Origin of the sequence: Nocardia sp. NBC_00416 (assembly GCF_036032445.1) — a bacterium.
Taxonomy (GTDB): domain Bacteria; phylum Actinomycetota; class Actinomycetes; order Mycobacteriales; family Mycobacteriaceae; genus Nocardia.
The window spans coordinates 1,856,630-1,872,762 of the sequence record NZ_CP107932.1; the positions used below are offsets into that span (position 1 = coordinate 1,856,630).

At 69.0% G+C, this 16,133-nt stretch carries 1 protein-coding gene (cut by a window edge); it reads right to left on the minus strand.

Annotation, left to right across the window (positions count from 1 at the left end; genetic code table 11):
• Window positions 1-16,133 carry the 3' portion of an MFS transporter gene (locus tag OG804_RS08260; protein ID WP_328395544.1) on the minus strand. The gene runs 31,690 nt beyond the window's last position, so only the last 16,133 of its 47,823 coding nucleotides appear in the window; its start codon lies beyond the right edge, outside the window; the stop codon is at window positions 1-3.

Genomic DNA, 16,133 nt, shown 5'->3' on the forward strand with positions numbered 1-16,133 from the left:
TCACGAGCCCAGATCGGCAGAGCCGGAATCGATATCGGGTACCCGCGACGCGAGCTCGGGTGCGATCGCCGCGATCGCCGCGATCACCCGGGCCCGAAGCTCGGGTTTCACGGTCGGGTCACCCTTGCGCACCTTCACCACGGTCTCCGGCGAAACACCGGCAGCCCGCGCGATCTCACCGGTCGGCCACTTGATGTCGGCGGCTGCCGCCTGCTCCGTGATGTCGTACCCGAGCCGCGCTGCCGCGGCGACGACGGCACGCCATGCGCGCAGTTCCACCGTGCGGCCGTTCAGCAGATTGTCGACCGTCTCGGTTTCGACATTCGCCTCCCGAGCCAGTTCGCTCTTGTTCACGATCATCGGCCCGGCAGGTTCCGGGGGAACTCTGTCCCGGTATTCCGGGACGACGACCGCGATGGCCTCGACGACTTTCGCCCGCGAATCCCGCTGCACCCGCTGCCCGTCGCAGACTTCCTTCACAGTCGTCACCGTGACTCCGGCCTTCTGCGCGATCTCCTCCAAGGGCCACAGGATCGGGCCGGCCAGATCATCGGCCGGAATGTCGTACTCGATCCGGTCGGCGGCCGCGAGGATCTTGCGACGGCTGCGGTAATCCACCGCGATGCCCTGCAGGAATCGGCGCACGATTTCCGTCGGCACCTGTGCCTCGCGGATCAGCTCGTCCAGGCGCGGCAGGTCCGGCAGGGGTGGTGCGAGAGTTCGCCTGTCCACCAGTCTCGGCGTCACCCGTCGCATCGCCTCCAGCACCCGCTCGCGAAGGGCCGGATCAACGGTAAGCCGGCCGATGCGCACTCGGCGTACCGTCTCCAGGCCGACCCCGGCGGCGGCGGCGATCTCGCGGACCGGCCACATGATCTCGGCGAGTAGGAACTCTGGTGGAAGCTCGAACCCGATTCGTTCGGCCGCGGCGAGCACATTGGCCCACGAGGAGTAGGCGAACCGGTAGCGGTCGGACTCGAACATCTGCCACAGTGCATGCTCGGAGACACCGGCCGCCCGGGCGAGATCGCGTCGGCTCACGCCGTCCGGCGGCGCCGGCGGCACCCGGTCGACGAACCCGGGGAACTGCGTCCGGATCGTCCGCAGCAGTTGTTCGCGCAGTCGCGATTCCACCCGGCGCTGGTCGCGCAGCGCGCGGACGATGTCCTCTTCGACACCGGCGGCGCGGGCGATGTCGGCGATCGGCCAGCGCAACGGCGCCCACCTGACCCGCTCCGGCAACTCGACACCCAGCCGGTCGGCCGTATCGACGACCTCATGCCACGATTCGTAGTCGAGCCGGAAGCCGCTGAACAGCTTTTCGAGCAGATCGTGGGATATTCCGTCGACGTACGCGACCGGCCCGTACCGCACCACCGGTTGCGCCTGATGCCCGATCCGCTCCGCGGCAGCGAATACCGCCTCCCGCACCTGTGGGTCCACATCTTCGTTCACCGCCACGGCACGAACCACGCCGGTGTGTACCTTCGCCTCCGCGGCGATCTCGTCGACAGGCCATCCGGACAGCAATAAGGCAAGTCCCGGGGGCAGCTCGAATGCGATCCGGGCAGCGGTGGTGATCACGGCACGTTTGGCCTTGTCGCTGCCCTCGCCGTAGTTGAGCATCCGCCGCACCGTATTGTCCGACACCCCGGCGCCACGCCCCAGCTCGATCCTGGTGGGCGCGGGCGGCGGTTCCTGCCGCAGCAGTTCCGGTGGGAACCGCACCTCCCTCCGGCGAGCAGCATCGATGAGCCGCTGCTTCGTGCTCGGTGTGCCGTGCCCGTAGTCGAGGATCCTTTTGACCATGGCGACCGACAGCCCGGACTCCAGGGCGAGCTCGGCCATGACGCGCCTGGGTATTCTCCGGGGTATCTCCGGCGGGAGCGTCAACTCCAGCAGGTCCGCGGCCGCGGTAACCGCTTGCCTCGTTTCGGCCAGGGCCGGGCCGCCACGGAGGACGTGGAGCAATAATTCCACGTCCAATCCGGCCAGACCGGCCATGGCACGCCAATCGAATTCCGGTGCGAACCCACTCCTCGGCACCACGCCGCCATGGCGGAACTCGATGTCGAGTTCCGCCATGGCGGCAGTAACGAGTGCCCGGGCGGTGTCGGCGACCGCGCCGCCCGCGGCCATGCGGCGGACGGTGCCACGCGGCACTCCGGCATGCTTCTCGACGATGCCGACGCTCACCCGGCGCCGGATCTCCGGAGGTCGCGCGAGATCGTCGCCGAGATCGAATCCGATCCGAATCGCGGCCTCCAGCACCCGAGCGTGGACCTGCGGGTCCACCGCCTTCTTGTTCAACACCAGGATGACAACGGGTAGTTCGACCTCTGCGGCATGGGCCAGATCCGTGGCGGTGGGCGGCAATTCGAATCCGATGTCATCGGCCGCCTCGACCACTCGCCACCACATCTGTGTGCTCACCTTGTCACCACGAAGCACCCTGTCGACGATGTCCTGGGCGACACCGGCAACCACCGCCAGCTCCGACCGCGACGGACCCGACTCCGAGGGCAGCGGGGCGGCATACACCTCGTCCGGCAACACGAAACCGATCCGCTCAGCCGCGACCACCACCCGCCACCAGATCTCCAATCCGACCGGGAGACCTTTCAGCACGGTGTCCACGGCGCGGTGGCTGACTCCGGCCTCACGCGCCAACTCCGGTCGAGTTGCGCGCCGCGCCGCCTGCGGGGGGATGTGCCGCCGCGAGAGTTCGGCCTCGGCACGCTGCCCCAGGGCTTTCTCTTCCGATTCGTCGAGGCCCATCGACGCCATGACCTCTGCAGGCGTCAGATTGCGCAGAAACCGCACAGTGCAGTACTCGGCGACACGGCCGGTCTGCGCTGCCAGCGCGGTCCGCAACCCCGCCAGGTCATCACCGTAGATCTTGACGACCGAAGCGGGGAACCGCTCGGCCACCCTGAGCTGGAGCACCGCGAAGTCGGGTGTTGCCCGCGCCGGCAGCGGTTCCAGCGAGATCGCCTGTGTTGCCAGCACGGCCTCGGCCAGTGCGGACGCCGAAGCTCTGTCCAGGTTCGGGTCCGACGATACCGAGTGGAGCCCGAACCGCCGCCGCAGCCACCGACGGCGGCTCTCGCCGAGATGGTGATCGAGCACTGAGTCGATCACCGCGACGGGCGCCGAATCCACCGCGTGGGCGAGCAATCGCACGTGCCCGGCCGAGCGCTCCCCATCGCCCCCGAGTTCGGTGAGCGTAGCCACTACACCGGCACGAATATTTTCGGTGATCCTACGCTGCAAGGCGAGCCGAGCGATCGATATCAACCAGTCGTGCTGACTCGTTCCCTCGGGCATTTCCCCGTGCCGCAATCGAGCCGTAGCAGCGACATCGTCTGTGACGGCACGCGCCAATGACGCCAGGGCTGCTTGCTCCCCCTGGTCCTTCCCTCGGTCGTATCCGAGAATTGTCAGGACATCGCCGAAAACGCGTCGGGCCGACTGCGGCCGCAGTCCGGCGGACTCCGCCGCATCAGCATCGGACCGGGCCGTGGCCGACGCCACCTCGAACGAGCCCATCGCGTCGAGCACCGACCGCGTCAACTCGTCCTCGGCACGACGCCGGATTTCGCGCACGGCGGCGGCGTCGAGACCCATCGACGCCATGATCCGATCGGTGCCGAACCCACTCAGATACCGGAGTCGGCAGTATTCGGCGACCTGCCCGGTCCGTTCCGCTATCGCCTGCTGCAATCGGGACAGATTCCCGTCGAGGGCCGCCACCAGTTCGCCGGGGAATCGCCGGGACACCAGGAACTCGAGCAACTCGTACTCGCGGACATCCGACCGGGCGGACCCGGCCGCAGGTTTCGGCCGGTCGAGACTGCCCAGCGGTAGCGGCAATGTCGCGGCGACCGCCTCGGCCACCGCCCTGACATCCGCTGCGGGGGCGGCCTCCGCCTGCGAAACCGACGCGCGCGCCGCGGCGGAACTGCCCTCGGCGTCGGCGGCGACTCGCCGGCCGTATCGCTGACGAAGCCAGTCCCGATGGTCTTTTCCGACACGCTCGTTCATGGCTTCGACCACCATCTCGGGCGGCGCGGCCTGCAGTACCCGAACCAGCATCCGCGTATCGCCGGTGTCCTCGGTACCGTCCACCTCAGAGGTCTCGAGCAGGTCGATGGCGGCCGAGAGCAATTCCGGATCATTTCGGCCGCGCCCCGGACCGTCCGGCACCCCCGCGATCGGACCACGCGGACCATCCCCCCTCGGCACACTGCCGTCCAACGGCACCGCCGGACGCCCGTCCACCCGGAAGAAGATCCTGTGCACCTCGCCCGCACCCGCAGCGTCCAGCCGCGCGATCCACGCCTCCACATCGGCCTCGCGCACCCAACCCCCCGCCGCGTTGTCGAACACCACCACCTCATCCACCGCGAAGCCCAGCTCGGGGTGGCGCTGCCGGAACTCCTCGGTCACCCGGAAGACGGCAAAAGCGTGCGCACCCGCGTCAGCGAATTCCACAGCCCCCGCCGCCACTCCGCCCAGCGCGCGGATACGTTGCACGAGTACGGCCAAACCCTCGGCGCCGGTGCCGAGTTCCTCCGCCGACCACCCCGCACCGAGCCGCCGCGCATGCTCGCCCGCCGACATACCCGCGGTCTCGAAACGCGGATCATCGGCGTCCGCGGGGGCCACGTCACGGCCCGCATCGCCCAACATGTCCTGCACACGCATCTCGACCAGCGCGGCACAGTTCTGACGCCCGGACCGGAGATGTTCGAGAAAGTCGGCGAATTCCCCTGTGGCGGCACCGCCGTCCGGCTCACGGGCAGCGGGCGAGGCGTGCTGTGCCGGGCCCGTCTGCGGCCCGGGCACACTCTCGGACGGCTCTGCCTGTGTCGTGTCATCGACGGCCGTCGGCTGCTCCGCCGCCGGACCGTCGTCATCTCGATTTCCGTCACTGGATGGGTGCGCGTACCTCCCGAGTCCATCCCGTTCGCTATCGGTCGACGGCGTGCCGCGATCAGCGGGTGCGGAGTCGGTGTCTTCGGTTCCCAGGGCTCGGACGAGATCGTCGACGCTGGTCACCGATTCGCTCCGGTCACCCCACAGCCGCCGGAGCCGGGTCAGGTTCGCGGCCGTGTCCCGCAGCGTCTGCGCCCGCAGCTCCGGATCCACCTGTCCCCGGGACAGCGCGACAATGGTCTCGATCGTGTCCGAGATCCGGAGCAGATCGTCGTAGACGCGGGCGTTCGGGCCTGCCTGCGGGAAACGCAACGATTCCGCGCCGGGCCGGTAACCGAACGTGGCCCGGTCGAAGTCCGGATCGCCGCGCTGCGTGGAATCGAAGCCGTTGAACCCCACGACCGTTCCACTGATCACGTGGACGCTCTCCGGGACGAGGCGGCCGTGGATCAGCTGGAGTTCGGCGCTCGCCATGGTGTCCGCGGCGGTCAGCACGACGGCGTAGGGCTCTGCCGGGACCCCGACCGCGGCCAGCGTCCGCGACGCCGCGGAATCGTCGCGGAACTCCTGGTGCGCCGACAATGCCGCAGCGACCCGGCCGCGCAGGAATCCGGCGGTGTCATTCGGCTCCAGCGGACCGTCGTTCAGCTCGGTCAGCACCGCGTGCGGCACTGTTTTCAGCTCCGCCAGCAGGGTTTCGATATCGCCGACGATTCCGGTCGGGTCCCGGAGCTCCTCGGCGCGAACCGGTGCCCCGCGCATGCGGCGCCAGACGGCTACGGTCACCGAGTCCATTCCGTCGACGGAAGGGACCGCCACATCCGCGGCCGTATGCAGCAACTCGGGGATTGCCATGGTGACGAATTGCCTGATCGCCGGTAGGACCCGTACAGCGGAGAAACCCCGGGGGTGCGCGCCAGGGGCTACCGGACCGTCCTCGATGCGCACGGTCAGACCGCCGAGCCTGCGGCTGCCGTGGAAGGAGCCGTCCCAGCGGCTCGCCCCGAGTCCCGCGTACGACACCAGAATCTCTGCTTCGGCATCCGACATGTGGCGTTCGCCGAGGGTGCCGCCGAGGGGGCGGTAGTCGGGGACCGCGAAGTGATCCAGCCCGATCCGGGTCCGCACCTCGATCGCCGACGAGACGAGCGGCTCCACGGTAGCTCGAGGCGCGAGCCCGGGAGAACCGAAACCGTAGACCGACGGTCGTCCGGCGGACTCGGTCAATACCCGGGTCACCTGATAACGCAGTCCCTCGGTCAACACGAGAGATGTTCTGCCAGAGCTCGATTCGGTCACTCGCACCGGCGTCCCGGCGGGCACCCGCACCACTGCCGTGCGGGGCCCGGCCGCTTCGTATTCGTCGTAGAACAGGACAGCCGTTCGATTCTCCGGTTCGGTACGAGTACGGTCGCGCATCCCATCCGAGCCATCTGCGTCCGGAGCGCCGGGGTCGAGTTCGAACACGACCAGCGCGTCGTGCGGCAGCACCTGGGTACGGTCACCTTCGAAGACCTGGCGAAGATACTCGGTCGCCTCGGCTTCGGTCCGTAGCTCCACTGTGCCGCCGATGATTTCGAACTCGGCCTGCCGGGTCTGCTCCCGGACGGGTAGCTTGTCGAAATCGTCGTCGTCGTCGACGGGGCGGTAGTGGAAGCCGCCGGACTCCTGCGCGGCTCCGGTTCTGTCCTCGCCGCGGCCGAGCGGTAGATCTCCCCAGCGTGAGGCCAATCGCCCCGGCAGTTCGTCCACCGGAGCCGACCAGATACTCCGCGCGAACCGCAGATCCGAGATCTGGGCTTGCGCAATCGGCTCCGAGTCCGCGGCCGTCATCGCCCGCAGCAGCCGGCTGATACGCAGGTAGCCTTGATACACGGCTTGGGACGGGGTGGCGGCGGGCGTTTCCAGTGAGACGCCCAGCATCGCCAGGGCAAGATCGCGGGTGCCCCACATGGCCGATCCCCACCCGGTGAACCCGGAGACACGACCGTTCGTGAACAGGATGTTGTCGAAGGTCAGCGCCGGAATCAGTTGGCAGCGATCTTGCCGGAGGGTCGCTGCCTGCGCGAGTATCGGAGCGAACGGCTGATCGGGCACACTGAACCGCTCCCGCGAGGTCGGCGACAGGTTCGCGTCCAGTGCCTCCATCTCCGCGGCGATCAGCGACCGCAGCAACTGCTCGGCGTCGGTCGCCACCCGAACTTCACCCGGCAGGTCCGACAGCGGTACGGCACCGAGCTGTTCGAGCAGTTCGTCGACCGGAGCGACCAACTCTGTCGTCACCAGATGGCGATCGAGGAACGCCAGTGGATGGCCGGGCATGCGCTCCTCGATGAGAACCGTGCCCGCGTCTTCGGTCTCCAGCCGGTACAGCGGACGGGGAACCCGCCGCACACCGTGGCGATCCAGCACGGCGAGCAGTTTGTGTTCCCGGCCCTCCCATTGCCCGCGGACCGCGGCGGCCGCGCGATCCGCGAGATCGCCGACCACGCAGAACCCGTCCCCCACGGTGAGGCAGTAGCGGCGCGCACCCTCCATCCTCGCCACCCGTATCTCGGCGGCCGTTTCGATCAGGAGCTGGGCCTCGGCGCCGGTCAGGGCACGGCCCTCGGTGCCGCCCAGCGTCCGGTATCGGCGCGCCGGGAACTCCGGGCCGAGTACGCCGGGCCGGCCGATAAGGGCATCGGTCCTCGCCCGGGAAACCAGCACCTTGTCCGAGCTGAAGTCGCCGAAATACCGCATGCGCATCACGAAACTGAGTGAACCGGTCCACCCTTCGGCGTTGTTCTCGAGCCGGGTGTTCTCGAGCTCACCGACCCAGTCGAGTACCGGCGAGGAGAGATCGACCGGCGGCATCTCCGCACCCTGGTGGAAGACTACTATTCGAGCCACCCGATTCCACCAGGGTTCATTCGTGCTCACCAGCATCAGTACGGACCGACCGCCGGAGTTGCGCAATACGTGCCTGACCGTCATCTCGACGGCAAGGCCTGCCACACTGCGTTTTACCCCCGGCCAGAGTTTCATCTCCGCCCTGATGAGCGCTCTGACCTCTTCCGCAACCAAGACGATATCGGCCTCGTCGTAATTCAGACCTTCGGTACGCAGGACCACGGTCCGCACAGTGGGCTGGCTGTGCACGCCGGTGCGCAGCTGATCTCCTGACCCCATCACTTTCCTGACCAGCTCAGCACTGCCTCGGGTGGGTCTGTCCAGCATCTCCCGGACGGCGGCGAAACTGGCCATGTACGTCGTATCCCGGCTCGGATCGGAAACCCGTCCCAGGAAGGCCGGGGCCGTATCGTGGGCCAGCCGCTGTGCGTGCAGGATCCCGAGCGCGATCCTGACATTCGGGGTCATCTCGGCGGTGCTCAGATACCCGGCGACGCCGCGTTGATGCAGAATTCCCTTGTCCCAGGATCGCGGTCCCCACAACCCCAGATCCCAGTCCACCACGCCGAACGGGCCGAGCAGGACGTTCGGCGGAATGATATCGCCGTGCAACACGGTGGACCGCTCGGGTTCCGCGTCGTCGACCATCCGATCGACGACATCGAACAAGGTGTCCGGGATCTCGGCCCGGTGGAAGAGATCGGCCACGTCGTCGTCTTCGAGCAGCGAATGGAACAGGCGCCGCTGGATATCGATCACCCACCGGAAGAACTCACGGGGATCTCCGCTTTCGGGCACATCCCCCTGAAGAAGCGGCCGCACGGCCGATACCGGAATCTGGTCCGTCTGCCGCCACAGCCGCCGGAACCCGGCCATGACCTGTTCCTGTTGCGCGTAGAAATCCGCCGGGGTCGCTTGACGACCGGGCAGCATATCGGTGAGGACGATCGGCGTGGACTCGGTGGCCACCCAGCGGCCCGGCACGATCAGATTCGTCTTCACCGCATACGGTTTCGGCACATTGTCGACCCCGAACTCGGCCATGAGTTGGAGCAGTTCGTGCTCGATGAACATGCGCGGATCCACACCGACGGACGGCTTGCGCATCCGGAAGAACCAGCCGAGCTCCGGGAGGGCGTAATTGAAATTATTGAAACCTTGCCGCATATCGTCGTTGTGCAAGGCTCGGAGCAGCAGCTCCCCGACGATATCGTCCGGCAGCTCGGGCCGGGGGTCGTCTACGGCGCCGAGTGGCCGGAACGAGCTGACGTGGAGTTCATTCCGGCCGCTCGCGTCAGCAGACCGGCCGGCGCCCCACTGTCCGGGCGAATCGTCATCCGGATGATGAAACCCCAGCCAGGGCTGCTGCGTTTCGAAAGTGAGTCCGGGCCCGGCGGGCCGTGCCGGGCCGGGCCGTTCCCGGACGAGGCCGGTGATGTAACCGTCTTCGGAATCATGTGCCGCGACCAGGTCCTTGCCCGCACCCCGGCCCAGCCGCACCAGACTGCCTTTGTGGTCGACGACGATCCCCAGGGTCGCGGTCACCGCCAGGCCCTCGCGATCGGCGAGCCATTTCCGGATCCGTCTCTCGCCCACCCACTTCTGCTCCGCCCCGTCGACGACCTCGTGCACCACCACGCGACCCTTGTCGTCGATCGCCACACCGAACGCATGGTCGCCACGTGTCCCGAACCGCATCACCCCGGCGACCGCACCTCGGGTCCGCCGAACGAGATCGACTGCGTCCCCTAGCGAATCGAATAACACCGTATCGCGTGTCCACACCGCGCCCAGCGCATCCGCGAAGTCGCCCTTGGGAACTCCGCGGGCCCGGACCTGCGCGTCGTCGGCCAGCGTGCCGAGTTCGCGGCCGGAGACCCGGCGCACGAAATCCGCGATGAACCGCACCACGCCCGGCGCGCAGTTACGCGGCCCGCCCGGCGGTTCACCGGCCGTGATCGGTGCATGTTCACCGTGTCCGTCGCCCCCGGCCGTGCGGGAACGGGGACCCTCGCCGACCGGAGAGCGGGGCGCAGCGGGCGCAGCGGGCGCAGCGGGCGCAGCGGGCGCAGCGGGCGCAGCGGGCGGAAGATCGAGCGGGCCGGCGCCACGCACGGTCCGCGACCTTCCCGAACCACCGAACCGGGCGGAATGCCGGCCGGGCGCTTCGCTCGGGAACAGTGCGCCGCCGGAGTTCGATCCCGACCGGCGGGTCGGCGCCGCCGCGGCCACAGCGGCGCCGACCGCCCCCGCAGCAGCCATCGTTTCCGAGACGGCCGCGACCGCCGCATTGTGTTCGGCGAGCACGCGATAGGCGATCTCCCCCAGTTGCATCGCGGTGGGGGCCGATTCGGGGTTGCGCCGGGTGTAACGGGTACGCCAGTACTCGTCGAAGGTCTGCGTCGTGTCCTGCCCGATATCATTCCCGTCGCGCATCCGGGCGACCTGGTTCCTGGCCTCGTCCCGGGTGAGGGAGCCTTCCATCATCTGTTCGTAGATCGCTTCGTACCTCGAGAAGTACGACCCGCCGGCCGGAATGTAGGGGCCGCCGCCGCGCTCGACCTCCCACATATCCGCGACGGCGGACAGTTTCGCCTCGGCCTCGGCCCGCAGGCGCTCGACGACCAGGGCCTCGATCCATTCCTCGACCGGCCCGCCCTGGTAGCCGGATTCCCGGACCGGGCTGTCGAAGGTCGCCAGCGCCGACTCTTCGGCGAGCACCGCCACCGTCTTCGGGGCGAAGTGCGCGTCTCGATACTTTCCGTCCACGACGATCGCCCGCAGATCCCGATCCGCGTAGCTGCCGGCTCCGGGCGGTCCGTATTCGAATGTCCACCCGGCCATGCGGAGTTCGGTGATGCGCGCGGTGAGCGCGGCGGATTTCACCACCAGTTCACAGACCTCTTCGCCCAGTTCGGGAACGACTCTCCCCGCGGCCAGCACCGCCTCGGCCTCGGCATTGCGCCGGTCCGTGCTGTGCCGGTCCTTCCACTCCGGCGATGCGTGCCCGGCCACCTCGGCCCTACCGTCCACCGGCGGCCGCAGCGCGGGGTTCGGTCCGGATCGGCGGGCACTGTTCACGGCGGTATGGGCGGCCCGCGCGAGAGGCGAATACCGGCCGCTGTTCCAGTAGAGGCGGTACGCGATACCGTCGGTGGTGGCCCACATCGTGTGCTGAGTGCCGCGCAGATGCGCGGGACGCGCGGACTCGGCGCGGAGGCGTTCGAGCCGGTCGCCGGCCTCGTGTGCGGCGCGCACGGCCGGATCGTTACCGAGGAGGCGACCGACTCGGACTGTCCGGACCGGCTTTTCACCCGCCGGGCCGGGCGGGGCGGCGGGAACGACGATTCGGGTCGCGTTCGAGTCGAGTTCGATGGTCCTCGGGAAGGGCCCCGCTTCCCGAGGAGCGCGGATGGCCTCCCCACGCCAACGGAACCCGAACATGCCGCGCCACTGTTTGATCAGGCTGCGCATTCCGATGCCGCCCGCGGCCGCGCCGACGACGGCGGCGGGCATCCAGCCGGCGACGTCGACGCCGTGCGCGGACAACAGCGCGCCACCGAGCAGCGCACCGGCGGCCGAACCGGTTCCCATCACCGCGCTGCCCACGCTGACCGCCCGCCCGAACAGGTCACGGGGAATGAATTCCTGCTGGTGGCCGAGGATCCGGGCGTTCATCCCCACACCGAACATTCCGAAACCGAAGCTGCCGACCGCCGTCAGGAACGGATTCGTGCTCACCGCTTGGATCCCGGCGGATCCGGTGAAGCCGGCCAGCGCGCCCAGGTAGAGCGTGTCGATATCGATCTTGTCGAACAGGCGGCGGGGCAGGAGTCCGCCGGCCACCGCACCCACCGCACCCGCGGCCAGCACCGGTCCGGCCACCCAGCCCGGTAGTGCCGACTGCTCGACCACCGCCGCGGCCCGCAGGTTCAGTGCCGCGGCGGCCGCGTTGGTGAACAGGGTGGTCCCGGTGTACCGCCGCAGGAACTCAACCCGCCAGGCCGCTCGAGCGCCGGCCCCGAGATCCGTCACCAGGCTGCGGATGCTGTGCTCGCGGGGTATATGCCGGGGAAAAGAGTCCCGCATTCGTGCGAGTGCGCCCAGGTTCCAGCCGTACGATAGGCCGTTCGCCACAAACGGAGCTGTCACGTGCACGCCCAACAGCGCAGCGCCGGCCGCCCGCGCGCCGGCACCGGTGACATACCCTTCGAGCACCGACATCTGGTTCGCGGCGGAGCGCTGCGCCGGGGTGACGAGATCCAGTACGGCGCTGCCGAGTCCGCGCATATAGAACACGGCCGCGGTGCTCTCGACCAGGGTCGTCGCGGTGAGAATCGTCGACAGGTCCGAAGCGCCGAAGAACACTGCCCCACCAGCGCCGAGCATGCCGCCCGCGCCGACCCACTGCGCGGCGATCATCATCTTCAGGCGGTCGGTGAAGTCGGCGAAATAGCCGGCGGGGATCTCGAAGAGAATTCTCGGGACGTAGGTCGCGAAGGTGGTGAGCCCCGCGGCCATCGGCGAACCGGTCAGCTGAAGGGTCAGCAACGGCAGGGCCGACTGCTGGATGCCGTCGCCGAGCGCGGTGACTCCGTTGGAGATGTACAACCGCCGGTAGGGCTTGTTCGAAGCGAACAGTTCCCGCACGGACACGAAATCGTCGAATGCCGCCGGTGTCTGCTCGTTCTGGCCGCCCGCGGCGGTGCGATCGCCCGTCCTGCCGGTGGGCCGGGATTCGCCCCGGTGTCCGTCGTCCTCGGCCCGGCCGGTGATATTTCCCAGCCGACGGCGTCGCCGCTCTGCGGGCGACAGGTCAGGGGCCGGTTCGGACGCGATCACCTCGTTGCCGTCGTCGTCGATCAGCGGCCGGACCGGGTTGCCGTCCGTGTCGAGTTCGATGCCGTGGGTCCGCGCCACCAGACCTTCGGCGTGGCCGGGTACGAATTCGCCGCTCTCACCGGCGCTGTAGTCGAATTTCAGCAGCACGCCCTGGTGGTTGACCACCAGGTACGCGTGCGAGCGGGGCTCGGAATCGACGTCACCGATATAGGTGTCGACGACCAGCATGCCGCGGCCCTGGTTCCGCATGCGCTGTTGCTCGGTGGGTTCCTGCCCGGGTTCGGCGCCCAACAGCCGTGCGGCGATCGCCTCGTGGCCGGACACACCGTCGCCCCGGTAGTCGGCATGTCCGTTCGCCAGCCAGGACAGTGCGGCGCCCGGGGTGCCCTCGTCATCGATAGCGACCTCGGGCATGGCGACGACTCGCCCGGCGCGCCGCCTGCGGCCGTAATAGTCGTTGGCTGCCTGCCCGGCCAGCACCGCGCATTTGCCGTCTTTCGGCGGTGGTTCGGTGGGCGCCGGATCCGAACCCTCGGTGAGAGGGGTGCGCGTACGCTGCCGAATGATCCGTTCCACGAGCGCGTTCGCCTCATAGGTGATCCGCACAGCGCCGGCGAGGTCGGCGTTCAGCAACTTCGAGTCGGCCGCCGCGAACCTCCCGAAGGCGACCACGAGCATGTTCCGCTCGCGGGGCCCGACCCCCTTGTCCCGCAGTGTCGCCAAAACCCCGGTCAATGCCGCCGACCGGGCTGTGGTCAGCCAGTCGCCCCGGACGGCGGACGGCGCTGCCGACGGGCGGTATCCCAGCAGCGTGGCGACGATTTCCCGATGGTCCCCGGGCCGGCGCTCGGATGCGGGTAGCGAGTCGAGAATCGCTCGGACGAGCGCGCTCAGGTCCTCGCGTTCCCGGGCGCGCTCGAGATCGTGGGCCAATCGCGCCCGGTGCGCACCGCGATCTTTCGCCCGCTCGGCCCGCTCGCGCGCGGAACGGGTCGGGCCGGTCGCCCCCGAACCGCGATCGGATGCCCGGATCCGGCCGGTTTCCCGCGGACCACGCTGTTGCGTCCCCGGCTCCGTGGCGCCGGCGGCTTCGGCGATCCCGTAGGCGCGTAGTCGGCCGGCCGCGTCGATGAAGGAGCGGGTCACCGACCATTGCAGGTCGTCGTGAATTTCCAGACGCCCCCGCTCGGTGTTCCAGCGAACTCTGGTCCCCGCCGGAATTCGGAGATACAGCTGCGGCTGCCCGTCGAATCCCTCGGCCGGGCCGGTGACGACCTCCCAGTCAGGGCTGCCGCTCCCCGGGATGAATCGCTCGGCGCTGGCGGACGCGGCGACCGCGTTGGGGAGTCGGCCGACCACCGCCAGGGCCTCGGTAGTGACGACCGCGGCCCCGTCGCCGGAGATGAGACGCCGTCCGGCGTATTCCAGGGCGGCGCGCTTGTTCCTCAGGAGCACGGCACCGGCGGCATATTCGGTCTGCGCTATCGCCAGTTTGCCCGGCATCGACAAGGTGGCGAACCGTTCTCCGGAAACCGCCAGCGGCCCCAGCTCACTGAGCACGGCCGTCAGCCGTGCCGTCTCCCCCGCCCAGCGCAGCCGGGGCAGGAACGTAGCCGCTCGCCAATGCGCACCCAGGAATTTCTCCGCTGCGGCCGCGAGCCGCTGCAGGCTCGGATCGCGACGCCCCCGGGGAAGGCGAGCAAGATCGCGTATCTGCTGGGCGAGGGCCACCGTCAACGTATCCGGAGTGACGGTCATGTCGACCGGCGGGTTCGCCCGGGCTGCGGCGCTGCCCGCCAGGCCCGCGCGCAACAGGGAGACGAATTCGCGGGCCGCGGCAGCACGCTCTTCCCGCAGCCCGGGGTACTCCGACCAAGGAAGTTCACCGGCCGTGTCGTGCACGGTACCGATGCCCTCGGTCAAGGACCCGACCAACGCGTGGTCCAGCTTGCGGGCCGCCTCGTCGGGTTGTGTGCGGTCGGACGCGTTTTCGAGTTCGATCAGCCGCAGGACCCGGCCCACCGCGGCGAACTCGGCGGCGGAATCCGAGTCCCCGGCCGAGTCGACGAGTTGTCGCAAAACATCGGCCGCGGAAACGGACGGCCTGGCCTCGTCCGGATCCCGTTCACCGAGCGAGGCGAGCAACAAGAGAAGTGCTTGCTCCGCCACCTCCTGCTGTGATCGCGAGACCTTGCGCCAGGCGTCGGCGCCGGGCAGCGACGGCTCGGCGGGGGCGACCCGATCCGTCGCCGACAGCACGATTTCGATAGCCAGCAGATTCCGTATCCGGACGAACAGGTCGGGCGGCGCCAGTCGCGCAACCCGGTCCCAGTCCGACGCGGTGAACAGACCGCCGACCTTGCGCACTGATTCGGACAGCAGATCCGGCCAACGCAGATGGACCGCTTCGATGCCCAGCCTCGAGGCCAGTTCCGTACGGGCGGCGGCCAACTGCTCGGTCGCTTCGTGCCACGGCACGCCGAGTTCGGCTGCCAACTCGTCGCGCCGACGCGCGAACAGGCTGGATCGCTCGATATCCCGCGCGGTCCGACGGAACGACGTCGGCACGAGACTGGGCAGCCGTCGCGGAACCATGTATCCGGCTGCCCCGTCCGCGGCGGCCAGGTCGGCTCGCGCGCCGCCGCGCGGAGGGGCCGACGTAGTCGGAGTCCGCCGCGCCCGAGCCCACGGGGGCACGACGGAAACCTCCGGCGCGGCGCCCGGGGGCGCGGTGAGCGTGGGGTGACCGGGCAGGGTTTTGATCCGGTACGGCGGCGCGAACGGCCCCTTCCCCATCCGTCGTGACGGCCGCATTTCATTCCATGCCGACTCCGGGTAGTCGACCCTGAGGAGAACGGGCTCGTCCGGTATCGACGGATCGTGTCGGCCCACAACCGGAACCGTCCAGACCAGCAGCGCGGTATCGGGTTCCAGCGCTGCCGCGACCGGGCTCGAGCTACCGGAAACAGCGCGCAGCACATCGGCGCTCTCTGTCAGTGCCGCAACCCGCGACGCCCGATGCGGCGAATCCGGTACCGCCGCCGCCAGTGCCTCCAGTCGGCGGGGAGTCACCAGGTCGGCAACCGCGGCGGCGATCTCGGGCGTGGCGGTGAAAGGCGAACCGAACTCGCGGTACAGCAGGAATTCCGAGAAAGCCATCCGCAGCGTTCCCGGGCCCGTGCCCTCGTTGACTACTGTGACACTGCGCATTGCCCTGATCGGTTCGCCGTAGGGAACGAACTTGCGGAACGCCCACACGAGGGCAGTGGCAACCGGATCGTCCACGGCGGCATCCGGAAAAGCCCCCGGCCAGTGATCGATGGCCATCCCGAACTCCATACCGCCGGCGCCGAGCCGCGCCGTCAGGGTCGGAGCGACACCGTGCCGGGCGTATACCTCGTGCACGGCGAGCCATTTGAGGGCATAGACCATACGGACGTGCGCGGCAGCGAAGTTCTCGT